Source organism: Pseudomonas sp. WS 5410, from assembly GCF_012985645.1.
Classification (GTDB): Bacteria; Pseudomonadota; Gammaproteobacteria; order Pseudomonadales; family Pseudomonadaceae; genus Aquipseudomonas; species Aquipseudomonas shahriarae.
The window spans coordinates 75756-101273 of the sequence record NZ_JAAQWS010000017.1 but is presented as its reverse complement, the minus strand read 5'-3'; the positions used below and the strand labels follow the sequence as shown (position 1 = coordinate 101273).

General features: G+C 63.2%; 18 protein-coding genes. 10 read left to right on the top strand and 8 right to left on the bottom strand.

What is annotated here, in order from left to right; all coding sequences use genetic code 11:
- Positions 1-25: 25 nt before the first annotated feature.
- Positions 26-1336, top strand: a complete 1311-nt coding sequence (locus tag HBO24_RS22605; protein WP_029296174.1) for an MFS transporter — start codon at positions 26-28, stop codon at positions 1334-1336.
- A gap of 78 nt (positions 1337-1414) precedes the next feature.
- On the opposite strand, the gene purT is transcribed toward HBO24_RS22605, so the two are convergent.
- From purT to HBO24_RS22580, 5 genes are all read right to left on the bottom strand, one after another.
- Complete coding sequence (gene purT, locus HBO24_RS22600; RefSeq protein WP_057437989.1) at positions 1415-2596, bottom strand: formate-dependent phosphoribosylglycinamide formyltransferase; 1182 nt, start codon at positions 2594-2596, stop codon at positions 1415-1417.
- A gap of 69 nt (positions 2597-2665) precedes the next feature.
- A complete protein-coding gene (locus HBO24_RS22595) occupies positions 2666-3133 on the bottom strand; it encodes a VUT family protein (RefSeq protein WP_029296170.1) in 468 nt (155 codons plus the stop codon).
- A 144-nt stretch (positions 3134-3277) separates the two neighbouring features.
- The gene (locus HBO24_RS22590; RefSeq protein WP_057437987.1) at positions 3278-3493 is read right to left on the bottom strand and encodes a DUF1289 domain-containing protein; all 216 of its coding nucleotides are present in this window, start codon (positions 3491-3493) and stop codon (positions 3278-3280) included.
- Positions 3490-4014: a gamma carbonic anhydrase family protein gene (locus HBO24_RS22585; protein ID WP_057437985.1), complete on the bottom strand. Its 525-nt coding sequence runs from the start codon at positions 4012-4014 to the stop codon at positions 3490-3492. Before HBO24_RS22585 ends, HBO24_RS22590 begins: the two co-directional genes overlap by 4 nt.
- A gap of 35 nt (positions 4015-4049) precedes the next feature.
- The gene (locus tag HBO24_RS22580) at positions 4050-4652 is read right to left on the bottom strand and encodes a CoA pyrophosphatase (protein ID WP_057959545.1); all 603 of its coding nucleotides are present in this window, start codon (positions 4650-4652) and stop codon (positions 4050-4052) included.
- 146 nt (positions 4653-4798) lie between these two features.
- On the opposite strand from HBO24_RS22580, the gene HBO24_RS22575 reads away from it, so the two are divergent.
- From HBO24_RS22575 to HBO24_RS22540, 8 genes are all read left to right on the top strand, one after another.
- Positions 4799-5347: an NUDIX hydrolase gene (locus tag HBO24_RS22575; RefSeq protein WP_057959544.1), complete on the top strand. Its 549-nt coding sequence runs from the start codon at positions 4799-4801 to the stop codon at positions 5345-5347.
- Between the two features lie 35 nt (positions 5348-5382).
- Positions 5383-5886, top strand: coding sequence for a L,D-transpeptidase family protein (locus HBO24_RS22570; RefSeq protein WP_057437979.1), 504 nt, complete (start codon positions 5383-5385; stop codon positions 5884-5886).
- 261 nt (positions 5887-6147) lie between these two features.
- Positions 6148-6906: a GntR family transcriptional regulator gene (locus tag HBO24_RS22565; RefSeq protein ID WP_170060346.1), complete on the top strand. Its 759-nt coding sequence runs from the start codon at positions 6148-6150 to the stop codon at positions 6904-6906.
- 9 nt (positions 6907-6915) lie between these two features.
- A complete protein-coding gene (gene nagA, locus HBO24_RS22560) occupies positions 6916-8022 on the top strand; it encodes an N-acetylglucosamine-6-phosphate deacetylase (RefSeq protein ID WP_115127494.1) in 1107 nt (368 codons plus the stop codon).
- On the top strand, positions 8003-9025 hold the full coding sequence (locus HBO24_RS22555; RefSeq protein ID WP_115127493.1) for an SIS domain-containing protein: 1023 nt from the start codon (positions 8003-8005) through the stop codon (positions 9023-9025). Before nagA ends, HBO24_RS22555 begins: the two co-directional genes overlap by 20 nt.
- 36 nt (positions 9026-9061) lie before the next feature.
- Positions 9062-11575, top strand: coding sequence for a phosphoenolpyruvate--protein phosphotransferase (gene ptsP, locus HBO24_RS22550; RefSeq protein WP_170060345.1), 2514 nt, complete (start codon positions 9062-9064; stop codon positions 11573-11575).
- Between the two features lie 26 nt (positions 11576-11601).
- Positions 11602-13308, top strand: a complete 1707-nt coding sequence (nagE, locus tag HBO24_RS22545) for an N-acetylglucosamine-specific PTS transporter subunit IIBC (RefSeq protein WP_170060344.1) — start codon at positions 11602-11604, stop codon at positions 13306-13308.
- A gap of 81 nt (positions 13309-13389) precedes the next feature.
- The gene (locus tag HBO24_RS22540) at positions 13390-19101 is read left to right on the top strand and encodes a membrane-targeted effector domain-containing toxin (protein WP_170060343.1); all 5712 of its coding nucleotides are present in this window, start codon (positions 13390-13392) and stop codon (positions 19099-19101) included.
- 92 nt (positions 19102-19193) lie between these two features.
- Here HBO24_RS22540 and HBO24_RS22535 read toward each other — a convergent pair whose 3' ends face one another.
- Both HBO24_RS22535 and purL read right to left on the bottom strand, forming a co-directional pair.
- The gene (locus HBO24_RS22535; protein ID WP_170060342.1) at positions 19194-19505 is read right to left on the bottom strand and encodes an NGG1p interacting factor NIF3; all 312 of its coding nucleotides are present in this window, start codon (positions 19503-19505) and stop codon (positions 19194-19196) included.
- 4 nt (positions 19506-19509) lie between these two features.
- A complete protein-coding gene (gene purL, locus HBO24_RS22530) occupies positions 19510-23406 on the bottom strand; it encodes a phosphoribosylformylglycinamidine synthase (protein ID WP_115127489.1) in 3897 nt (1298 codons plus the stop codon).
- Positions 23407-23693: 287 nt separating this feature from the next.
- Between purL and mltF the strand changes: the two genes are divergently transcribed.
- Complete coding sequence (gene mltF / locus HBO24_RS22525) at positions 23694-25154, top strand: membrane-bound lytic murein transglycosylase MltF (RefSeq protein WP_115127488.1); 1461 nt, start codon at positions 23694-23696, stop codon at positions 25152-25154.
- A 77-nt stretch (positions 25155-25231) separates the two neighbouring features.
- Here mltF and HBO24_RS22520 read toward each other — a convergent pair whose 3' ends face one another.
- On the bottom strand, positions 25232-25516 hold the full coding sequence (locus tag HBO24_RS22520; protein WP_115127487.1) for a PTS transporter subunit EIIB: 285 nt from the start codon (positions 25514-25516) through the stop codon (positions 25232-25234).
- Between the last annotated feature and the right edge of the window lie 2 nt (positions 25517-25518).

Below are 25518 nucleotides of genomic sequence, written 5' to 3'. Positions count from 1 at the left end.
CGCAATGACCATCAGGGATACCTCAATGAGCACCACCTATAACGAGGCCGCTCCCGCCGCCCCGACCAACTCGACCAGCCGGGTCGCCACCGCGAGCATCATCGGCACCGCCATCGAGTTCTACGACTTCTATATCTACGCCACGGCCGCCGCGCTGGTGATCGGCCCGGTGTTCTTCCCGCAGAGTTCCGGCACCGCGCAGATGCTGGCGGCGTTCCTGACCTTCGGTATCGCCTTTATCGCGCGGCCACTAGGTTCGGCGCTGTTCGGCCACTTCGGTGACCGCATCGGGCGCAAGTCGACGCTGGTGGCCTCCTTGCTGTTGATGGGCGTGTGTACCACCCTGATCGGCCTGTTGCCGGGTTACGACACCATTGGTGCCTGGGCCCCGATCCTGTTGTGCGTGCTGCGTTTCGGCCAGGGCCTGGGGCTGGGTGGGGAATGGGGCGGCGCCGCGCTGCTGGCCACCGAAAACGCGCCCAAGGGCAAGCGTGCCTGGTTCGGCATGTTCCCGCAGTTGGGGCCTTCCATTGGCTTTTTGGCGGCCAATGGGCTGTTCCTGATCCTGGCGATGAACCTGGACGATGAACAATTCCGTAGTTGGGGCTGGCGCATTCCGTTCCTGCTCAGCGCCGCGCTGGTGATGGTGGGCCTGTATGCGCGCCTCAAACTGCATGAAACCCCGGTGTTCGCCAACGCCGTGGCCAAGGAAAAACCAGTAAAAGTGCCGCTGGTGGAGCTGTTCAGCCAGCATTGGTTGCAGGTGCTGCTGGGCGCGGCCGCGATGGTGGTGTGCTATGCGCTGTTCTATATCACCACGGCGTTTTCCCTGAGCTATGGCGTGAGCACCCTGGGCTACAGCCGCGAAACCTTCCTCGCCCTGCTGTGCTTTGCCGTGTTGTTCATGGGCGCGGCCACACCGCTGGCAGCCCTGGCCAGTGACCGCTATGGGCGCAAGCCGGTGTTGATCGTCGGTGCGGTGCTGGCGATTCTGTCGGGCTTCACCATGGAACCATTGCTGACCCACGGCTCGACCTGGGCAGTGGCGCTGTTCCTATGCCTGGAACTGTTCCTGATGGGCGTGACCTTTGCGCCGATGGGGGCGTTGTTGCCGGAACTGTTTCCGACACGCGTGCGTTATACCGGGGCGTCGGCGGCGTATAACCTGGGCGGGATTGTCGGGGCTTCGGCCGCACCGTTTTTCGCGACCAAACTGGTGGCGATGGGTGGGCTGAGTTATGTCGGCGGGTATGTGTCGGCGGCAGCGTTGCTCAGTTTGATTGCGGTGCTGTGCCTGAAAGAGACGCGGGATAACGATTTGAACAAGGTCGCCTGATAGAGCGCTATCGCGGGCAAGCCCGCTCCCACACTGGAACGCCTTCCACATGTGGGAGCGGGCTTGCCCGCGATGCTTTTACAGCTCTACAACCACCGCTTGAGAGGCACGGGTCGCCTTGGCCCGGGCAGCCTCGATCGACTCATCCCGCGCCAACGCCACGCCCATGCGACGCTGGCCATTCACTTCCGGTTTGCCGAACAGACGCAGTGCGGTATCCGGCTCGCTCAGGGCCGCGCCGAGGTTGGCGAACGCCGTCTGGGTCGATTGCCCTTCCACCAGAATCACCGCCGAAGCCGAAGGCCCGAACTGGCGGATCAATGGGATCGGCAGGCCAAGAATCGCCCGCGCGTGCAGGGCAAACTGCGACAAGTCCTGGGAAATCAGGGTCACCAGCCCGGTGTCGTGAGGGCGCGGCGAGACTTCGCTGAACCACACCTGGTCGCCCTTGATAAACAGCTCGACCCCAAACAGACCACGACCACCCAGGGCCTCGGTCACGGCTTTGGCGACGCGCTCGGATTCGGCCAGGGCCGCCGGGCTCATGGCCTGGGGCTGCCAGGATTCCTGGTAGTCGCCCTTCTCCTGACGATGACCCACAGGCGCGCAGAAGGTGGTGCCACCGACGTGACGCACGGTCAGCAGGGTGATTTCGTAGTCGAAGTCGATAAACCCTTCGATGATCACCCGACCTTTACCTGCACGCCCACCTTCCTGGGCGTAGTCCCAGGCTTTCTGCACGTCATCGGCGCTACGCAACAGGCTCTGGCCCTTGCCCGACGAACTCATCACCGGCTTGACCACGCAGGGGAAGCCGAGGTCTTCGACGGCCTTGCGGTAGTCTTCCACGGTGTCGGCAAAATGGTACGGCGAGGTCGGCAGGTCCAGCTCTTCAGCGGCCAGGCGGCGGATGCCTTCACGGTTCATGGTCAACAGCGCCGCACGGGCGGTGGGGATCACGGTAAAACCTTCAGCCTCCAGTTCCACCAGGGTGCCGGTGGCAATGGCTTCGATTTCCGGGACGATGAAGTGCGGCTTTTCCGCCTCGATCACCGCACGCAGGGCTGCGCCGTCGAGCATGTTGATCACGTGGCTGCGATGCGCCACCTGCATGGCCGGCGCGTTGGCGTAGCGATCCACGGCAATCACTTCAACGCCCAGGCGCTGCAGCTCAATTACCACTTCCTTGCCCAGCTCACCGCAGCCACACATCAATACGCGGGTCGCGGTTGGCGACAATGGAGTTCCGATTCGGGTCATCTCAGGTCCTCAGGGGAGCGGATCAGGGGGAGAAAGGCCGGCATTTTACATGAACGGCGGGCATTGGCCTCAGTTGGCGACACGCTGGCGCCGCAAACGCCAGGCCATGGCCAGCCACACCACGGTGACCCCGGCAAATTTCGAGGCCAGGGCGGTACCGACCACCGCCGGCGTCAACGCGCCGATCAGGCCAAAAAAGATAAAGGTATCCAGGGGAATGCTCAGCGCCGAGCTGATCCACAGCCGGTCATGCAACGGGCGCTTGGTGATGCTGAAGACCAGCCAGTCGATGCACTCGGAGACCGCGAACGCCGTGGCGCTGGCCAGGGCGATGGATGGATCGGAGGTGATGTAGGACAGCACCAGCGCCGCGAGCATGGCGATAATCGCCCCGTGGCCGAAGCGCGTTTGCACCATGTCCCGCAGGATAAACACCAGGCCACCCCAGGCGGACCAGATGACATCCAGGTGCGGGGCGGTGGAAAAGGCGAAGTTGATCAGCACGACGCTGCTGATATAGGCGATCAGGAAGAGCATGGGGCGAGGGACCTGTGGGTAATGCGCACAGGGTACACAATTAAAGGGATGTCGTCTGGAGGGGCCTCATCGCAGACAAGCCAGCCCCCACATTGGAATGCATTTCAAAAATGAGGGAGCTGGCTTGCCTGCGATAGCGCCCTGTCAGGCGCCAGATTTCCCAGGAATCATCCACAACACCCCACTGGCCTTCGCCCGCTCATGACATAACCCCAGCACCACCCGGCGCTCGGCGTTGTCCATGCGGCTCCAACGGGTGATTTCGTCGACATTGCGCTGGCAACCGGTGCAGATATCGTCGTCATCCAGCGCACAAATGCTCACGCAGGGCGAGGCGACGGGGCGTTCAACCGGGTTCATTCCGGCTGCTCGACCAGGTCACGGGCGTAGCGCTGAGAGTTATGCACATAGTGCGCAGCACTGGCCTCCAGCATGTTCTTCTGTTGCTCGGTCAATTCCCGCACCACCTTGCCGGGGGAGCCCATTACCAGCGAGCCATCAGGGATTTCCTTGCCTTCGCCGATCAACGAATTGGCGCCGATGATGCAGTGCCGGCCAATCTTGGCGCCGTTGAGGATCACCGCATTGATGCCAATCAGGCTGTAGTCGCCGACGGTACAGCCATGCAGCATGGCGTTATGCCCCACCGTCACACCGGTGCCCAGGGTCAGCGGGTAGCCCATGTCGGTGTGCATCACGCTACCGTCCTGCACGTTGCTGTTCTTGCCGATCAGGATCAGTTCGTTGTCGCCGCGCAACACCGCGTTGAACCAGACGTTGGCGCCCTCCTCCAGCTTGACCTTGCCCACCAGCGTGGCATTGGGGGCTACCCAGCTATCTGGATGTGTCTCGACGCGGGCATCGCCCAGGCGGTATTTCATGGTCTTCCCTCACGGCTTGCCATTCAAACGATGGCTTAAGTATTGATAAAGCTTTTCGGCGGACGGTGCAGGCTGATGTCGGCATCGTCATAGAGCAGGTTGATCAACTCGACGATCATGATCGCCGTCAGGCCCCAGATCTTGTATTCACCAAAGCGATAGCTGGGCACGTACCAACTGCGGCCCTGGTAGTCGATACGGTGGGTGTGCTCACGCGGGTCCTGGCGGAAAAACTCCAGGGGCACGCTGAATACGGCGGCAATCTCGGCATCGTTGGCCAGGTATTCGACATAGTCGGGGATCACGCCCACATACGGGGTCACGCGGATGCCGTGCAGGGAGATCAGCGGGCTCAAGGGCCCGATCACTTCCACCAGGCCCGGTGGCAGGCCGATTTCCTCTTCGGCCTCGCGCAGCGCGGTGAACACCAGGTCCGGGTCTTCGGGGTCGCGGCGCCCACCCGGAAACGCCACTTCGCCGCCATGGGTCGACAGGCCGCTGGCACGCAGGGTCAGGATCAGCTCGGGTTCGTCACTGCGGGTAATCGGCACCAGCACGGCGGCCTCGGGGAAACGGCTGTCAGTTTCCAGCGTGCGTGGCGTGTGATTGGTTACCCGGCGAAGTAGCTCGTCCAGCATGAGTCATCTCGATCTGTTGGCTACCTTGCATCATGCACCAAAGCGTACGGGTGCCCAACCCCAAAACCCCGGCGGTGTCGCTAAACGACAACTTGCAGGCCACTGCCCTGCAAGCCAAGATAGGCGCAGTCCCCAGGAACCCAAGCATGAATTTCTGCAGCCAGTGCGGTAAACCGGTCATCCAGCGCATTCCCGAAGGCGACGCGCGCCTGCGTTATGTATGTGACCACTGTCAGACCATTCACTATCAGAATCCCAATATCGTCGCCGGCACCCTGCCCGTCTGGGGCAACCAAGTGCTGCTGTGCCGGCGCGCCATCGAGCCGCGCCTGGGCTACTGGACCCTGCCGGCAGGTTTTATGGAAAACGGCGAGACCGTGGAACAGGGCGCAATGCGCGAAACCCTCGAAGAAGCCTGCGCCAGGGTGCGCAACCTGACGATCTACACGCTGATCGACGTACCGCACATCAGCCAGGTGCATATCTTCTACCGCGCCGAACTGATCGACCTGGACTTTGCCGCCGGCCCCGAGAGCCTGGAAGTCAAACTGTTCGATGAAGCGGACATCCCTTGGTCCGACCTGGCTTTCCGCACGGTACGGCGTACCCTAGAATGCTTTTTCGCCGACCGTCGGCAACAGGTGTTTCCCGTGCGCAGCGAATCGGTGCCACCCTTGACTCACCCTGCACAATAACAATCGAAGGTCACCGTCAAAGGGATACCGCTGCAATGCGTTGGTTGCTTGCTCTGCTCTGCCTGTCGTTCGTCACCCTGTCGTCAGCCACCACCCTGCAAACCCTGGGCGGTAAAACCGTCGATAAGATCCTGGTGCTCAAGTCCGCCCATCAGTTGCAACTGATCCACGACGGCAAACCGCTGAAGACCTACCGCATCTCCCTGGGCAAGAACCCCAAGGGCCACAAGCTGATCGAAGGCGACCGCCGCACCCCGGAAGGCTTCTACTGGATCGACTGGCGCAAGACCAGCGACCGTTTCAACCTGTCCATGCATATCTCCTACCCCAATATCAGCGATGCCGCCCGCGCCCGCCGCGAAGGGGTCAAGCCCGGCAGCATGATCATGATCCACGGCACGCCAGACAGTGAGGAGTATCCGGAACAGTGGTTCCACACCCTGGACTGGACCGACGGCTGCATCGGCATGCGCAATGTCGACATGCGCGAAGTGTGGAACCTGGTCAAGGACGGCACGATGATCGAGATCCGTCCGTAACTTCGACCGTTGGTAAAATAATTCAAAAAAAACCTGCCTCTGCCACAGCCCCTGCCGGTGAATACCATTTCATCGGCGGGGGCTGTGCGTTTCTGCGCGCGACAAAGACCTCTCTAATACCACTTGATACCACCCCCTGAAAAAGTGCCCTGCAAGCCGGTTTCGCACGCTTTGGGCGGCATTGACATGGTATTTAAGTGGTATTAATTTCCGGCCATTACCGGGCGACAACACTCCAATAACGCATCGGAAACCCTACAGATGAATCCCATCCAGACCCTGCGTCCAGACGACCGACAATCCACTCCGTTGTACCTGCAACTGGCCCGCAACCTCGAAGCGGCGATCCATGCTGGCCAGTGGAAATCCGAGCAGGCCTTGCCCTCGGAGCGTGTGCTCAGCGAGCAGTTGGGTATTTCCCGGGTCACCGCCCGTAAAGCGCTGGAAGTGTTGTTTGTCCAAGGCCTGATCCGCCGCAGCCAGGGCTCTGGCACGTTTATTACGCCACGCCTGGAACAGCCGCTGTCGCGCCTCTCGGGGTTCAGCGAAATGCTGCGGCTCAAGGGGTTTGCCCCCAGCTCCCAGTGGCTGGTGCGCGAGATCACCCCGCCGACCCACGAAGAGCTGATCCGCCTGTGCCTGTCGCCCACCGACAAAGTGGCGCGGCTCAAGCGCCTGCGCAAGGCGGATGACACCGTGATGGCCATTGAAATGAGCGCCCTGCCCGCCTCGATCGTGCCCACCCCCCAGGCCATCGGCAGCTCGCTCTACGAATACCTGGAAGGCATCGGCAAACCGGTGGTGCGGGCCCTGCAACACATCCAGGCCATCAACGCCTCGGATGAGTTCGCCGCCCTGGTGGGCATCGCCCCCGGCACCGCCATGCTGCTGATGACCCGAGTCGGCTACACCGCCGACAACACGCCGATCGAAATCACCGACACCTACTGCCGCAACGACTACTACGACTTTGTCGCTGAGCTGCGTAGGTACGACTTTTCCGCCGAACTGCGGCCTTAGAGAACTGCCATGTCCGAAGACAATATCCTCACGCCCCACGGCTGGATGCGCGGCCGCCTGGTGCACCACGAAGGCCGGGTCAGCGCCGTCGAAGGTGTGCCTTGCGACCCGGCCGACAACGACCTGCCCTACCTGCTGCCGGGTTTTATCGACCTGCATGTACACGGCGGCGGCGGCAAGGACATCATGGAAGGCCGCAGTGCCTTCGAGACCATCACCCGCACCCATGTGCGCTTCGGCACCACTTCGCTGCTGGCCACCACCATGACTGCGCCGGTCGAGGAAATCTCCCGCGTGCTCGGCGAACTCGGCCAGTTCTGCGAAAACCGTCCAAGCGGCAGCGCCCGGGTGCTGGGGGTGCATCTCGAAGGCCCCTACATCAACCCAGGAAAGCTCGGCGCACAGCCCAACTTTGCCCACACGGCATTGATGGCCGAGGTCGAGGAGTACCTGCGCCTGGCACCGATCCGGGTCATCACCATTGCCCCGGAAATCGCCGGGCATGACGGCCTGATCCGCACCCTCAGCCAACGCGGCGTGCGCATGCAGATCGGCCATACCCTGGGCAGCTATGAAGAAGGCGTCGCAGCGCTGGCCGCCGGCGCCACCAGCTTCACCCACCTGTACAACGCCATGAGCCCGCTGCATCACCGCGAGCCGGGCATCGTCGGTGCCGCACTGGCCCACGCGCAATACGCCGAGCTGATCCCGGACCTGTTGCACGTACACCCCGGGGCCATGCGCGTGGCCCTGCGTTCGATTCCCTGCCTGTACTGCGTCACCGACTCCACCGCCGCCGCCGGCATGCCCGACGGCGAATACAAGCTGGGCAGCCACACCGTGACCAAATGCCTGGGCGGCGTACGCCTGGCCGACGGCACCCTGGCCGGCAGCACCCTGACCATGGATCAGGCGCTGCGCAACCTGGTGAAGATCGGCCTGCCCATCAGCGAAGCCTCACAGCGCCTGTCGCAATTTCCTGCGGATTACCTGGGCCTGGAACAACGCGGCCGCCTGCAACCCGGCAGCTTTGCCGACTGCGTGCGCCTGGACCGCTCCCTGCACCTCACCGACGTAATGGTCGAAGGAGAAACCATTGACTTCAAAAATGCTTGAAGAGGCCCTGTCCTCCTGTGAGGCCGTCGCGGCCCAACTGCAATGCCTCGACCCGCTGCTGGCCGAGGTCGCCGGCCGCCTGCGCCGCCAGCCGCCACAAGTGGCGATGACCGTCGCCCGTGGCAGTTCGGACCACGCCGCCAGTTACTTCGCCTACCTGACCATGCAGCATGTGGGCGTTCCCGTGGCGTCGCTACCAATGTCGGTGGTGACCCTGGCGCAGGCGCCGCTGAAAGTCAGCGGCCAGGCGGCCTTCGGCTTCTCCCAGTCGGGGCAGAGCCCGGACCTGGTCAACAGCCTGCGCCTGCTGCGCAAGCGCGGGGCCTTGAGTGTGTCGATGGTCAATGCCGAAGACTCGCCCCTGGAAGCCGCCTGCGAATTCCATGTGCCGCTGTGCGCCGGCCCCGAGCGTAGCGTGGCCGCGACCAAGAGTTTTATCGCCACCTTGAGCGCCAGCGCCCAGCTGGTCGGGCACTGGAACCAGGAAGACGGCCTGCTCGAAGCCTGCCACGCCCTGCCTGCCGGCCTGCGCGAAGCGGCGACCCAGGATTGGAGCCTGGCCATCGACGCCCTGCGCGACTGCCAGCGCCTGATGGTCATCGGCCGTGGCGCCGGGTTTGCCATCGCCCAGGAAGCCGCGCTCAAGCTCAAGGAAACCTCGGCGATCCAGGCCGAAGCCTTCAGCAGCGCCGAAGTGCGCCACGGGCCGATGGCCTTGATCGACGATAACTACCCGTTGCTGGTGTTCGCCCCACGCGGCGCCGAACAGCCGGGCCTGCTGAGCCTGGCCACGGAAATGCGCCAGCGCGGGGCTCGGGTGCTGCTGGCCGCGCCCGACGATATCGCCGAACGCGACCTGACCCTCAGCCGCGCCGAACACCCGGCCCTGGACCCGATCCTGGCAATCCAGAGCTTCTACGTGATGGCCGCGGGCCTGGCGCAGGCCCGGGGCATGGACCCGGACCAGCCCCGCCACCTGAGCAAAGTCACTCGCACCCACTGAGTTGATTTCTGTCGTTTCCTGATGAGTACCGTGCCCATGCCCGACAATAATAATGACCTCACCCTCAGCGCCCCCCTCAGCGGGCCAGTGCTGACCCTGGGCAACGTGCCTGACGACGTGTTCGCCAGTGGCGCCATGGGCGACGGGATTGCCATCGACCCCCTCAACGATTGCCTGCATGCGCCGTGCGCCGGGGTCGTGATCCACGTTGCCCGTACCGGCCACGCCCTGACCATCCGCGCCGACAATGGCGCCGAGGTGCTGCTGCATGTGGGCATCGACACCGTCGAACTGCAAGGCGAAGGCTTTGCCTTGCTGGTCCAGCAAGGCGCACGGGTCAGCAATGGGCAGCCCCTGGTGCGCTTTGACCTGGATCGCATTGCGCGCCAATGCAAAAGCCTGGTCAGCCTGATCATCCTCACTAACGGTGAGCAGTTCGAACTGCGCCCGGTGGCCGTGAACGCCGTCAAGGTCGGCGAAGCCCTGCTGCGCATCGTTGCGCGTCAGGCTGGCGTCGTGCAGCCCGTGATGGCCGACACCGCCGAGGCGCACGCCTGTGCCAGCGTACGCATCACCCATCGCGGCGGCCTGCATGCGCGGCCCGCCGCGCTGATCCGCAAGACCGCCCAGGGTTTCAGCAGCCTGTCGCAGCTGCATTTCGCCGGCAAATCGGCGTCGTGCGCCAGCCTGATCGGCTTGATGGGGCTGGGCATTGGTGAACAGGATGAAGTGCAGGTCACGTGCCGTGGCCAGGATTGCGACGCGGCGCTGCAGGCACTGGTCGCCGCCCTTTCGCTCACCACTGCCGAAGCCGTACAGGCCCCGGTGATAGCCGCTGCGCGTCCAGTCAATCGTGAAGCAGGCGTACTGCAAGGGGTGTGCGCCGCGCCGGGCCTGGTCTGCGGGCCGTTGTTCCGGCTCAACAGCATCGAGTTGCCAGAAGACCCACGTAACCATGCGCGCCATGAGCAGTTGCAGCACCTGGACAGCGCCCTGGAACAGGTGCGCGGCGAAATCCGCAATACCCTGGAGCACGCCCGCCAGCGCCAGGCCGTCGAGGAAGAAGAGATCTTCGCCGCCCACCTGGCGCTGCTGGAAGACCCGACCCTGCTGGAGGCCGCCACCGCTGCCATCGAGCACGGCAGCGCCGCCACCCATGCCTGGCGCGATGCGATCCAGGCCCAATGCGCCGTGTTGCTGGGCTTGGGCAAGCCGTTGTTTGCCGAACGTGCCAACGACCTGCGGGACTTGCAGCAACGGGTGCTGCGCGCACTGCTGGGCGAAGCCTGGCAGTTCGAATTGCCCGCCGGCGCGATTGTTGTCGCCCATGAGCTGACGCCTTCGGACCTGCTGCAACTGAGCGCGCAAAACGCGGCCGGTATCTGCATGGCCGAAGGCGGCGCCACGTCCCATGTGGCGATCCTGGCCAGGGGCAAAGACTTGCCCTGCGTGGTGGCGCTGGGCAGTGAAGTATTGACAATAACCCAAGGGCAACGGGTGGTGCTGGACGCCGTCAATGGGCGCTTGGAACTCAACCCGGACGATGCCCGCCACGCCCAGGTCCACCAGATCCGCGATGCGCAGAAACAGCGGCGCCAGTTGCAACAGGCCCAGGCCCATGCTGCCGCCAGCACCCTGGATGGCGTGGGCATTGAAGTGGCCGCCAATGTCGCCTCCAGCAGCGAGGCGCAGATTGCCTATGACAACGGTGCCGATGGCGTGGGTCTGTTGCGCACCGAGTTTCTGTTTGTCGACCGCCGCACCGCGCCCGATGAACAGGAACAGCGCCAGGCCTATCAAGCGGTAATGGACGCCATGGGCGACAAATCGGTGATCATCCGCACCATTGATGTCGGCGGCGACAAGCAACTCGACTACCTGCCCTTGCCCGCCGAAGCCAATCCGGTACTGGGCCTGCGCGGTATTCGCATGGCCCAGGTACGCCCGGAACTGCTCGATCAGCAACTGCGTGCCCTGCTGCAGGTCAGCCCATTGCAACGTTGCCGGATCCTGTTGCCGATGGTCAGTGAAGTCGACGAGTTGCTGCACATTCGCCAGCGCCTCGATGAACTGTGCGCCGAACTGCAACTGACCCAGCGCCCGGAACTGGGGGTGATGATCGAAGTCCCGGCCGCCGCGCTGATGGCTGAGCAACTGGCCGAGCACGCGGACTTTTTGTCGATCGGCACCAATGACCTGTCCCAGTACACCCTGGCCATGGACCGCGACCATGCCGGCCTGGCCGCACGGGTCGACGCCCTGCACCCGGCGCTGCTGCGCCTGATCGCCCAGACCTGCAGCGGCGCCGCCAAACACGGGCGCTGGGTCGGCGTGTGCGGAGCCCTCGCTTCCGACCCGCTGGCTACGCCGGTGCTGGTCGGTCTGGGCGTCAGCGAGCTGTCCGTCAGCCCGCCGCAGATTGCCGCCATCAAAGACCGCGTGCGTCACCTCGACGCCGCGCAATGCCGGCAACTGAGCCAGGCCCTGCTCAACCTGAGCAGCGCCGGCGCCGTGCGCCAAGCCTGCCAACACCACTGGCCGTTGAGCTGACAACAACAAGAAAAAGGAGACTCGCCATGTACCAATTGTTTATCGAAGGCCTGCAACGCCTGGGCCGTGCGCTGATGCTACCCATCGCCATCCTGCCGATTGCCGGCCTGCTGCTGCGCCTGGGTGACACCGACCTGTTGAACATCGCGGTGATGCACGACGCCGGGCAAGCGATCTTTGCCAACCTGGCGCTGATCTTCGCCATCGGCATCGCCGTGGGCTTTGCCCGCGACAACAACGGCACCGCCGGACTGGCCGGGGCCATTGGCTACCTGGTGATGGTCTCCACCCTCAAGGTCATGGACAGCACCATCAACATGGGCATGCTCGCCGGGATCGTCAGCGGGCTGATGGCCGGGGCCCTGTACAACCGCTTCAAGGACATCAAGCTGCCGGAGTACCTGGCGTTCTTTGGCGGGCGACGCTTTGTGCCGATTGTCACCGGGTTTTCGGCGGTGGGCCTGGGGGTGATCTTCGGCCTGATCTGGCCGCCGGTGCAGCACGGCATCAACAGTTTTGGCGTGCTGCTGATGGAAAGCGGCAGCCTCGGCGCCTTTGTGTTCGGCGTGTTCAACCGCTTGCTGATCGTCACCGGGCTGCACCATATCCTCAACAACATGGCCTGGTTTGTGTTTGGCAGCTTCACTGATCCGGCCACCGGCGCAGTGGTCACCGGCGACCTGACCCGCTACTTTGCCGGCGACCCCAAAGGCGGCCAGTTCATGACCGGCATGTTCCCGGTGATGCTCTTCGGCCTGCCCGCCGCGTGCCTGGCGATGTACCGCAACGCCCTGCCGGAGCGGCGCAAGATCATGGGCGGGATCTTCCTGTCGATGGCCCTGACCTCATTCCTCACCGGGGTCACCGAGCCGATCGAATTCGCCTTTATGTTCCTCGCGCCGTTCCTGTACCTGCTGCATGCGCTGCTCACCGGCCTGTCGATGGCGGTCACCAACCTGCTGGATATTCACCTGGGCTTTACCTTCTCCGGTGGGTTCATCGACATGGTTTTGGGCTGGGGCAAGTCCACCAATGGCTGGCTGGTGATCCCGGTGGGCCTGGCCTACGCGGTGATCTACTACAGCGTGTTCAACTACTGCATCCGTCGCTTCAACCTGAAGACCCCTGGCCGTGAAGATATCCAGGTGGCACAGGCCGAAGCGATGAGTGATAACCAGCGGGCCAGTGCCTATATCCGCGCCCTGGGCGGTGCCGACAACCTGCTCAGCGTCGGCGCCTGCACCACCCGTCTGCGTCTGGACATGGTCGACCGTAACAAGGCCGTGGACGCCGAACTCAAGGCCCTGGGGGCGATGGCCGTGGTGCGCCCTGGCAATGGCGGCAGCTTGCAGGTGGTGGTGGGGCCGATGGCCGACAGCATTGCCGATGAGATTCGCTTGGCCATGCCGACAGCCGGCCAGCCCTCGCCCTCATCTCCCAGCCCTCAGCCCGCGGTGGCCAACGTTGCCCCGCCCCAGGCCGAACAATGGCTGAACGCACTGGGCGGCGGCGACAATGTGCTGCAACTCGATTGCGTGGCCATGACCCGTCTGCGCCTGCGCCTGGCCGATGATCGGGCGCTGTCGGAATCCCAGCTCAAAACCCTTGGTTGCCAGGGCATCAGCCGGCTCGACGGCGGTATCTGGCACCTGCTGGTGGGCGAGTCGGCCCAGGGCTTGAGCACTGCCCTCAAGGCCCTTGCCAGCCGCGACCCGGTGCGTACCGGGGCCTGAGCCCGCTACTTATCTACCGCCCTGCCCAGGGCACGGCTGCCCATGCTGAGGGTTCTTATCCTCAGCATGGAGAGCGTGCCTGTGAGCACCACATCCCCAACCTTTGAAGGCATCAAAGGCCACCTCAATCAGATCGGTCATCACCTGCTTCAAGTCGATGCGCCGCTAGTGCCCGAACACAAACCCTCTGCTGCACTGGCCTATCTGGAAAAACTCAACGGCATGCTGATGTCCTATCGGCAGCTGTATCTGAACAAGAGCCGGCCGCTCTACCGAGGGCTTACCCAGAGCAACCTGGCCAGCCGCGTGGCAACGCTCAAGACCACGCTCAACGCCCATCTGCAGCACCTCGACCGCTATGAGCAGATAGATGGCAAGCCACGCAAATCCTTTATGACCTTTGAAGCCGGGTACGTCGCCCTGGCCCATGCAACAACCCTCAGTGCCGAGGACCGCCTGTTGCACCCGCAACAGCAGGCCTTGCTTGGGCGTATAGCGCAGGGCATAACGCTGCGCCCGGGACTGTATGCGCTGACCTTGCGTTATCAGGAACAGAGCGTCGAGCTGGCGGGGGCCTTCGTGGTGACCGAGAAATCCAGCCCGGTGCCCAGCGATCTGAGCTCTGCCCTGCCCCTGGGTGAAGTGATGCTGTTTACCCCCACCCGCGGGATCGAGTGCCTGGGCTCCCTGGCGCACTTGAATACGCACTTGCGCCAAGGCATGGACGATGCCGAGCAACGGCGCGACTTCATGCAACTGCTGCCCGTGCGTTATCGCGATATAACACCGGCCGCGATCTGGCCGCTGGAATTGACGCCGATCGACAAGACCCCGCTGTTTGAACACACCGACGCCGCCCTGATCGCCAAGCGCACCCAGGACATCGAGCGGGCGCTGAGCCTGGTCGACAATCCGCAGCCGTCAGCCGCTCAACTGATCAGTGACCTGGACCAAGCCATCAGCGCCTCTGTGCCGGACATCAGCCCACGCCTGGCATGGCGCGCCCGCCGCTTGCTGGAGCGCTACCTGCGCCAGAGCGCACCGGACTGGTACCGCAGCGCCAGTGCAGACCGTCGGGCCACACTCGCCACCCACTTGGCGAGCTACAACGAGGCACGCCAGCACCTGCTCGACCTGCTGAGCCCGGTCACCAGCCCCGAGGCACTGGCCCGCTATCAACTGCTCGAACACCTGAGCGATGAGCTGGACATCCACGACCTGCTGCCCGAGCACCTGGTGATCAACACCCGGCGCTACGTGGACCCCATCGGCGAGTACGAACATGACCGCAACCTGATCGACCTGGCCCTGCGCGGCCTGCAAACCGGCGATGCACTGGCGGGCTCGGACTTTCTCAACAAAACCACACTCACCTACCGGGATGCCGTGTTGCCCAAGGCCTATCGGGACCTGACACCCGCCTGGCTGGCGCAGACGCTGAGCACCCTGCAGCCACGTATCGACTTTGCCGACGCCCAGCAGCAGATGCACGGCAAACCCGCCGTCAGCCGGGCAATCGAACAGATGCTCGACCAGCGGATCAACGCGCTGGCCTACACCGCCTTGCTTCAGGGGCACCTCACTGAAGAGGACTTCCAGTTGGTGCAGAGCCTGCGCCAAGGCACCGACCCGCGCCTGAGCGCCGCCACCCTGTCGCTGCACGAAGCCCAGTTGCAGGATATGTGGGTGCTGCGCCAGACCGATGCCAACGGCAGCGTGATCCGTGTGCTGCTATGCACCCCCGAGGCACCGCGCCAGCAGCAATTTCAGGCATTCGACAGTGAGATCGCGTGCCAGAACCATATCCTCGGCTGGAGCCAGGACAGCGGCGGCCTCACCGACTACCTGATCAAGCGAGTTGCCCTGCGTTTTCGCGATGCAATGAAACAGGTATTGACGGGCCTGAGCTTCAAGTTTCACGCCCGGGAATACACACAGATCCGCTTTGGCAATATCGGCAAGCATGCCGACTGCCTCCAGACCATGTCGGCCCATGTCCTGGCAACCCGGGTCGATGACTATGAATTCGGCACCCCGAACTGGTATCGCTCCACCAGCGTCGACAACCGCCAGAAACTGCTGAAACTGGCGCAAGACAGCGAAGGTGCACTGCAGGCCTACAACGACTTCCCGTTGTCCGATGCACACGTTCCCAGCTTCTCCACCTACGTGCACGAACGGGCCAGAAAACGCCTGAACGAACTGCTCGGACGCCGTCAGAACGACATCGACCCCGATACGGTCTGGGCCTTCTCGCCCCCGGCGCTGCTCGCCTCATGGACCCCTGCCCCCCTGACCTACACCCAGCTGTACCGCGATGGCTACGCCGACGGCGTAGGCTTTCTTGACGAGAAATTTTCGCGCGCCGCTCGCTTCAAAGGCCCGCCCGGTGTTGACCTGAGCCCGCTGACCGCTGAAAAGGTCGCCCGCTCGATCACCGGCACCTGGGTTGGCCAACACTACATCAACGAAGTCAAACGCCGGCAGCTCAACGCCGGCAGTGCCGACTATGCCTTACGGCGCAATGCCACCCTGAGCATTACCCAACGGCAGATGCAGAACGCCGCCCTGGAATGCCGCCTGCAAGGGCATATCGCCGGGGTCGATGGCGACTGGCTGGAACGCAGCATTGCCAGCATGGGCGATACCCGCACCGAGGTCCGTGGCACCTACGCCCTCCACCGCTTGCTGGTAGACGGCGAATGGGTGATCGATAACTTCCTCTTCAGCCACGCCGGTTTCCCGACGTTGCTTTACACCCCAAACGCACCCGACGGCATCAGCTTTCGTGAGGCGCGACAGTTCAACTATCTGCTGAAAAAGACTCCCGGCATGGTCGGCTATTTCACCCTGCGGGTCGGTGCTCAATCCCAGTCGCGCGTCCGCATCTTCCTGGAAGAGGCCAAGGCGCAATTACCCGAGGACTTGAACAAAACCTCCGTGAGTCCGCCGCGCTACGACTCGACCCACGGGCAAACCCCATTACTGGATCTGCGCCAGGCGCTGTACGACATGAAGCAGCAGCGCAAGATTGACGACGTTGAAGGCACCACGGCGAATCGCAGCCAGATGATCAGCAGTATTCTGTGGACCTGCGTGGAGTGGGTCAGCGGTATCGCTACCGCGCCGTTCCCCACCCTCAGCCTGAGCCTGGGCATGCTGTTGGCATTCAAGGACGGCATGCTGGCCCTGCACGCCTATCAGCAGGGCGATACGGGGGCGGCCGTGGAACACTTGATCGGTTACGTGCTCAACAGCGCCGGGGCGGCTTTTACCGATCTGCGCCCGGCCCTGGTGTCGCTCAAACAACTGGTAAAACCGGCCGTGCGCCCGGCCACCGACGCTGCGGCGGCGCTGAACGAGGTCTTGAAGCTGATCCAGCCACTAGAGCCCAAGCCGCTGGCGCTTGAGGACATGCAAGCCGTGCTGTTCGGTGGCGAAGGCCTGTGGGCAAAAAAGACCCCCGACCCGATCGGCCGTTATTTGCTGTACCGCCTGGACCCGGCGACCGGCAGACTGGTTTCCACTACCCGCCTCGCCGCCCCCGATGCGCAAGGCGTCTGGCGGCGTACCGGGGTGACTGGCGGCGCGCCGAAATATGAAAAGCTGCCCGACCCACCCGAGCCATTGAAGAACTATGAAATCCCGGCGAAGTACGCGGGCAAACTGGAGCTGGCCCTGAACCCGGATGTACGGGCCGGGATAGTACAGCGAACCGAATGGGAGTTCGGCTCCCGGGACGTCGCACTGGAGAATGCTGCCCGAGACTTGAAAGCGGTGCGCGCCGCCTACTTGCAACAGGCCGAGCAACTGACAGCCGACGCCCGCCACTTTTTCAAACATCTCGCCCCACTACCAGCCCGCACCGATGTGCCGGCCATCGGCGCCGACACGTCCTTCTCGCAATGGATCGCCAGCAATGCCTTTGCCGGGAACAAGCCCCTGGTCATCGGCGCGATACCCGGCTCCATTGCCGCTAAACAACTGCTGATCACGCAGATGGACAGCTTGCTCAACCAAGGCTTCAAACACCTGTACATCGAGCACCTGCCGGCCGATATATTCCGGGCGAAACTGGAGAAGCTGAACAGCGGGAAATCCTGGCAACATATCCAACGGCACCTGAAAACCACCGATACCGCCTTGGGTTTTGCCGAGAATGCCGAATACTCCTACGTGGCCCTGGTGCGCAAGGCCCAGGAAAAGGGCATGAAGATCAGGGCCCTAGACGCATCCACCTCCTATCTACTGGATGACGTCCTGCAAATGGCCGACACCCCAACCACCACGCCCCGGGACAACGGGATCAGGAACTTCTACTCCCACAAAGCCCTCGAGACCGACGCCATCGACACACCCGGTGAGCGCTGGGTGGCCCTGGTGGATTCATCGCGCCTGCGCACTTTCGATGACACCCCCGGCCTGGCCGACTTGCAAGGTGCCGTTGCCCTGCGGGCGGACGACGTGGCCCCGGGCCAACCCGTGGGGATCTGGCTCGACACCGCCGGTGCCATTGCGGGCGATCCCTTGGCCAAGGGCGATTACCGCCTGGCCCTGCAGACCGCGTACAAGGCACCCGAACCCGCAGCGTCGTCCAGTGCGGCGACTGCCGCGGTCGTGGCGCATTACAGCGACTACGACATTCCCCTACCGCTCAGGGACAACCTTGCGCAACAGATCGTCGCCCACCGCGGGTTGGACAGCCGCTACTTTGCGCTGAATCCGCACGAGCGCGAAGCATTCCTGGCCTTCCAGAACGCCAGGGATCGCCTGAGTAGCGATGCCCAGGCCTACCTGGCCAGCCAGGTACCGCCGGCAAGGCCAGACCCGGCCGAACTGGCCGCCCACACGACCCCGGAGGCATTTCTGGAAAAACTGCGTCAAAGCGAGTTCCCGGGGCTGATCCTTGGTGAAGGGCACCAGGAGCAATCCAGCAAGCGCTGGCTACGCGACCACATGAAAAAACTCAAGGAACTGGAGTTCAAGACGCTGTACGTCGAACACCTGCTGACCGATATGCATCAGGCGGACCTGGACATGTTCCTCAGCACGCAGCGGCTGCCGGACACACTCAAGCGCTACCTCACACGGCTGGATCGCGGCCATATGCCAGGCTACAACGGCAACGATACCTACACCGAAGTCATCCAGGTGGCGGCCAGGCATGGCCTGCGCATCCGGGCCCTGGACTGCACGGCCAGTTACCACGTCAAGGGGCTGCGGGACACGGTGCAGTCGCGCAACCAGATGTTCAGCTACTTCGCATCGCAGGTGATCAAGGCCGACCAGGCGGCCCACGGGCCGCATAAATGGCTGGCCTTCATCGGCAGCGCCCACACCAACATCAACCTGGGGGTGCCCGGCCTGGCGGAGCTGCAAGGCGCCGTCAGCCTGCAAATCCGGGACACGGCCCCGGCACTGGCGCAGAACATTCGCCCCGGCACCTGGGAGACGTTTGCCGAAGGCCTGACGCCTTACACCCGAGCCCTGCGCAGCGATTTCATCCTGGACGCCGGCGTAGAAGGCATCAAGGCCCCCTCCCCCTTTGTCCCAGCGGACAGGACACGCCTGAACCGTCCCGGCCTGTTCCTGATCGAACGCCCGTCGCCGGCGCAGAGCAACCTGCTGCATCGTTCCCGCAGCGGGGAAATCGTCTCGACACCGATCAATGTCGACCACAACGGCCTGTTTTATGTCGAGCGCTGGGAGCCGATGCAGGGCAAGCGGTTCAGCTACGAAAACCTGTTGATCAGCGCCTTGAAGGCTGAAGTGGGGCTGGTGCCCGCACCGTGAGTGATTGAGGCTTGCCCATGGCGGCATGATCGCCCACAAAAAAACCCGCTGGCCAAGTCGGCCCAGCGGGTTTTCTGTCTGCAGCCGGCCGATCAGAAATCCGCCAGCTGCCACACCTCATAAGCCGGTGTTTCATAGGGGTGGCTGAGCTTCAACGCAGCGACAACTGCCTTGATCAACTCATCAGCCACCACCAGCTCAACCTTCCATTCTTCAACCACTTCGACCTGGCCCACCTGCCCGATAAACGGCTGGCTGCCGTCCATCGGGCGGAATTGGCCCTGGCCCAGCACTTGCCAGGCACAGCTGTCGTAGTTGCCGATGCGCCCGCCACCGGCCGCGAAGACGGCGCTTTTCACCGCCTCCACATGGCTGTCGGGCACAAAGAAGCTGAGCTTGTACACGGCCTTAGTTCACCCACACACGAGCGTTACGGAACATGCGCATCCACGCACCGTCTTCGTTCCACTCTTCCGGGCGCCACGAGTTCTGCACCGCGCGGAACACACGCTCCGGGTGCGGCATCATGATGGTCACACGACCGTCGCGGCTGGTCAGCCCGGTGATCCCGCGCGGCGAGCCGTTCGGGTTGGCCGGGTAGTTTTCGGTGACCTTGCCGTGGTTGTCGACAAAGCGCAGGGCCACGGTGCCGGACAGGTCGGCTTCGAGCAGCGCTTCTTCGCTGGCGAACTCGGCATGGCCTTCACCGTGGGCGATGGCGATTGGCATGCGCGAACCGGCCATGCCTTGCAGGAAGATCGAGTTCGATTCCTGCACCTGCACCATGGCCACACGGGCCTCGAACTGCTCGGAACGGTTACGCACAAAGTGCGGCCAGAACTCGCTGCCCGGGATCAGTTCGTGAAGGTTGGACATCATCTGGCAACCGTTGCACACACCCAGGGTGAAGCTGTCGTTACGCTCGAAGAAACCCTGGAACGCATCGCGGGCACGGCTGTTGAACAGGGCCGACTTGGCCCAGCCTTCGCCGGCACCCAGCACGTCGCCGTAGGAGAAACCGCCGCAGGCCACCAGGCCCTTGAACTCATTGAGGTCAACACGACCGGCGAGGATATCGCTCATGTGCACGTCAATCGCATTGAAGCCGGCACGGTCGAACGCGGCCGCCATTTCCACCTGGCCGTTGACGCCCTGCTCACGCAGCACGGCAACCTGTGGGCGGATGCCTTTCTTGATGTACGGCGCGGCGATGTCCTGGTTGACGTCGAAGCTGAGCTTGGTGCTCAGGCCCGGGTTGTCTTCTTCCAGGATCACGTCGAATTCCTGCTCGGCACAGGCGACGTTATCGCGCAGGCGCTGGATCTGATAGCTGGTCTCGGCCCACTGGCGTTGCAGCAGGCGGCGCTGGCCTTCAAACACGGTGTCGCCGTTGAACACGATGTTGATCACACCGTTGTTGATCGGCTGGCCGACCACGGCCACGCAGTCGCCCAGGCCAGCGGCGCTGAACTGTGCAAGCACGTCCGGGGTGGCGTCCTGGCGCACCTGGATGACCGCGCCCAACTCTTCGTTGAACAGGATGGCAGCGATGTCAGCGGAAGTTTCCGCCAGGCCGTCGAGGTTCAGGCTCAGGCCGCAGTGACCGGCGAAGGCCATTTCCACGACGCTGGTCAGCAAACCACCGTCAGAACGGTCGTGGTAAGCCAGCAGGTGGCCATCGGCATTCAGGCCCTGGATCACGGCGAAGAAGGCTTTGAGGTCTTCGGCGTCATCGACGTCCGGCGCCTGCTTGCCGAGCTTGCCGTGGGTCTGGGCAAGGATCGAGGCGCCCATGCGGTTCTGGCCACGACCGAGGTCGATCAGGATCAGGTCGGTGGTGCCCTTGTCCATGCGCAGTTGCGGGGTCAGGGTCTGGCGGACATCGGTGACTGGCGCAAAGCCGGTGACGATCAGCGACAGCGGCGAGGTAACGCTCTTGTCGGTGCCTTCATCGTTCCAACGGGTGGCCATGGACATGGAGTCCTTGCCCACCGGAATGGTGATCCCCAGTTCCGGGCACAGCTCCATGCCGACTGCCTTGACGGTGTCGTACAGGCGCGCATCTTCGCCGGGGTGGCCGGCAGCAGACATCCAGTTGGCCGACAGCTTGATATCGGACAGCTTGCCAATACGCGATGCGGCGATGTTGGTGATGGTTTCACCAATGGCCATGCGGCCCGATGCCGGGGCGTCCAGCAGGGCCAGCGGGGTACGCTCGCCCATGGCCATGGCTTCACCGGTGTACACATCAAAGCTGGTGGCGGTCACGGCAACGTCAGCCACCGGTACCTGCCATGGGCCGACCATCTGGTCACGGGCAACCAGACCGGTGATGGTGCGGTCGCCGATGGTGATCAGGAAGCTTTTGCTCGCCACGGCCGGGTGGTGCAGCACGCGCTCGATGCTGTCGGTCAGGTCCAGGCTGCTTGGGTCGAAATCATCGCCCAGCTCGGCTTCACGTACCGCCGAACGGTGCATGCGCGGGGCCTTGCCCAGCAGCACTTCGAGGGGCATGTCCACCGGGCTGTTGCCGAAGTGGCTGTCGGTCACGGTCAGTTGCGGCTCGGCAGTGGCTTCGCCGACCACGGCAAACGGGCAACGCTCGCGTTCGCAGATGGCCTGGAAGCGCGCGAAGTCTTCAGGGCCGACCGCCAGTACGTAACGTTCCTGGGATTCGTTGCTCCAGATTTCGTGCGGGGCCATGCCCGGCTCGTCGTTTGGAATATTGCGCAGTTCGAAACGGCCACCACGGTCGCCGTCATTGACCAGTTCCGGGAAGGCGTTGGACAAACCGCCGGCGCCGACGTCGTGGATAAAGCTGATGGGGTTCTTGTCACCCAACTGCCAGCAACGGTCGATGACTTCCTGGCAACGGCGTTCCATCTCAGGGTTTTCGCGCTGAACAGAAGCGAAGTCCAGGTCCGCCGAGCTGGTGCCGGTGGCCATGGAGGAAGCCGCGCCGCCGCCCAGGCCGATCAACATGGCCGGGCCACCGAGCACGATCAGCTTCGAGCCGACGAGGATCTCGCCCTTCTGCACGTGGTCTTCACGGATGTTGCCCATACCGCCGGCCAACATGATCGGCTTGTGGTAACCGCGCACTTCATCGCCACGGGGGGTGGTGATGGACTGCTCGAAGGTACGGAAATAACCGGTCAGGGCCGGACGTCCGAATTCGTTGTTGAACGCGGCGCCGCCGAGCGGGCCTTCGATCATGATGTCGAGTGCGGTAACAATGCGCTCAGGCTTGCCGTATGGCACTTCCCACGGCTGTTCGAAGCCTGGGATCTGCAGGTTGGACACGGTGAAACCGGTCAGGCCCGCCTTGGGCTTGGCGCCACGGCCGGTGGCGCCCTCGTCGCGGATCTCGCCGCCCGAGCCGGTGGCTGCGCCCGGGAACGGGGCAATCGCGGTCGGGTGGTTGTGGGTTTCAACCTTCATCAGGATGTGCACCGGCTCTTGCACCGCGCCGTACTGGCGGGTTTCCGGGTCCGGGAAGAAACGGCCGGCGACAGAGCCGACGATCACCGAGGCGTTGTCTTTATAAGCCGACAGAACGCCTTCGCTGTGCATCACGTAGGTGTTCTTGATCATGCCGAACAGGCTTTTTTCCTGGCTCTGGCCGTCGATATCCCAACTGGCGTTGAAAATCTTGTGGCGGCAGTGCTCGGAGTTAGCCTGGGCGAACATCATCAGTTCGATGTCGTGGGGGTTGCGCTGCAAACCGTTGAAGGCGTTGACCAGGTAGTCGATCTCGTCTTCGGCCAGGGCCAGGCCCAGCTCGGTGTTGGCCTTCTCGAGGGCGGCGCGGCCACCGCCGAGCACGTCAATCGCGGTCAGCGGCTTGGGCTCGGCATGGCTGAACAGGCCGGCAGCCTGTTCCAGCTGGCTGACGATGATCTGGGTCATGCGGTCGTGCAGGCTGCTGGCAATCAGCTCGGCTTCGGCATCGCTGAACTGGCCAGCCACGTAGAAGGCGATCCCGCGTTCCAGGCGCTGGATTTTTTCCAGGCCACAGTTGCGGGCGATATCGCTGGCCTTGCTCGACCAGGGCGAGATGGTGCCGAACCGTGGCAGAACCAGGAACAAGCGGCCAGTCGGCTCTTGAACGGGAACGCTGGGGCCGTACTTCAGAAGGCGTGCCAGCACTTGCTGTTCGTCGGCGGTCAAAACGCCGTTAACGTCGGCGAAGTGAGCAAATTCAGCATACAAGCCAGTGACAGCTGGAACCTTCTGGCTCAGTTGCTCAAGGAGTTTGCTGTGGCGAAAGGCAGAAAGGGCAGGAGCGCCGCGCAGGATCAACATCTTCGGGACAGCCTCGGGAAGGGGGTGTGCTTTGAGGCCGTGCATTCTAGCGTAAACCTGCGCCAACGGCACCCGAAACGGTGCCGCTGGCCGCTGCCGAACGTCAGTTGGCACAGATTGCACGGTATCGGGGCGTTTTCCAGGGTGGCCGACGCAGTTATTTTCACCCTCACCATTGCGCCCCAGGCCACGTTTCTGCGGGCTGCAGCACAGTTTCGCAGGCGCTAGCAGACAACTCCCATGCTGTCGAGATATGGCGCCGTGGGCCGTTTGCGTATACTGCCCAGATGTTCTCCCCAACTGCTTTGCGCCCGCGATGTGCCAAATGGCTCCTCGCCACCGGACTCTTCCTGATGCTCAGCGCCTGTGTTGATAAGCCCAGCACGCTCGAGCGAATCAAGGAGGATGGCGTATTGCGGGTGGTCACCCGAAACAGCCCGGCCACCTATTTCCAGGACCGCAACGGCGAAACCGGTTTCGAATACGAACTGGTCAAGCGCTTTGCCGACGACCTGGGGGTCAAGCTTGAAATCGAGACCGCCGACAACCTCGATGACCTGTTCGACCAGTTGGGCAAACCCAACGGTCCGGTATTGGCCGCCGCTGGCCTGGTCAGCAGCGAGCAGCGTAAACAACAGGTGCGCTTTTCCCATGCGTACCTGGAAGTCACCCCGCAGATCATCTATCGCAACGGCCAATCCCGCCCCACCAATGCGGCCGACCTGGTGGGCAAAAAGATCATGGTGCTCAAGGGCAGCACCCATGCCGAGCAACTGGCCGAGCTGAAAAAGCAGAATCCTGCGATTGAGTACGAAGAGTCCGATGCCGTTGAAGTGGTCGACCTGCTGCGCATGGTCGATGAAGGGCAGATCGACCTGACCCTGGTCGACTCCAATGAAGTGGCGATGAACCAGGTGTACTTCCCCAACGTGCGGGTGGCCTTCGATCTGGGCAACGCCAGCAACCAGAGCTGGGCCGTGGCTGCCGGTGAAGACAACAGCCTGCTCAACGAGGTCAACAGCTACCTCGACAAGGTCGAGAAGAACGGCACCCTGCAACGCCTCAAGGATCGTTATTACGGGCATGTCGATGTACTGGGTTACGTCGGCGCCTACACCTTTGCCCAGCACTTGCAGCAGCGCCTGCCCAAGTACGAGAAGTTCTTCAAGACCTCGGCCAAGGAAGAAAAGGTCGATTGGCGGCTACTGGCAGCCATTGGTTACCAGGAATCGCTGTGGCAACCGACCGTCACTTCCAAGACCGGCGTGCGCGGCCTGATGATGCTGACCCAGAACACCGCCCAGGCCATGGGCGTGTCCAACCGCCTGGATGCGCGGCAGAGCATCAAGGGTGGCGCCAAGTACCTGGCGATGATCAAGAGCGAACTGGACGACAAGATTCTCGAACCTGACCGCACCTGGTTTGCCCTGGCAGCCTATAACGTCGGCGGCGGTCACCTGGATGACGCGCGCAAGCTGGCGCAAAAGGAAGGCCTGAACCCGAACAAGTGGCTGGACGTGAAGAAAATGCTGCCGCGCCTGTCGCAGAAGCAGTGGTACAGCAAGACCCGCTACGGCTACGCCCGGGGCGGCGAGCCGGTGCACTTCGTGGCCAACATCCGCCGTTATTACGACATCCTGACCTGGGTGACCCAGCCGCAGCTGGAGGGCAACCAGATGGTGGAAGGCAACCTGCATGTGCCGGGCGTGGACAAGACCAAGCCGCCGCAAGATACCCCCCAACTCTGACCCCCGGGTCCGATCAGACAGCACAAAACCCAATGTGGGAGCGGGCAAGCCCTCTCCCACATTTATTTTGTGGTGTTCTATAGGCCAGTGATCAGATGCACCACCCCGCCCGCCAGCACCATCACCGCCGTGATACCCGCCGCCTTCAGCGCCGCCTCGTCCACTAGTGCTGGGTTCTGTAGCTGCACGCGGGTCCGCGTCAACGCCACCCGCTGCTGTGTCTTGAGATTCGCCGCCCCACCCAATGCACTCAGCACCGCCGGCGCCAACATGCCGTCAGCCTTCGGCTCGGCAACCAGCGTTTCCGCCACCAGGTCCGGGGTCAGGGCTTTCCAGAACGCCTGCTGCAATTTCTCGAACATAT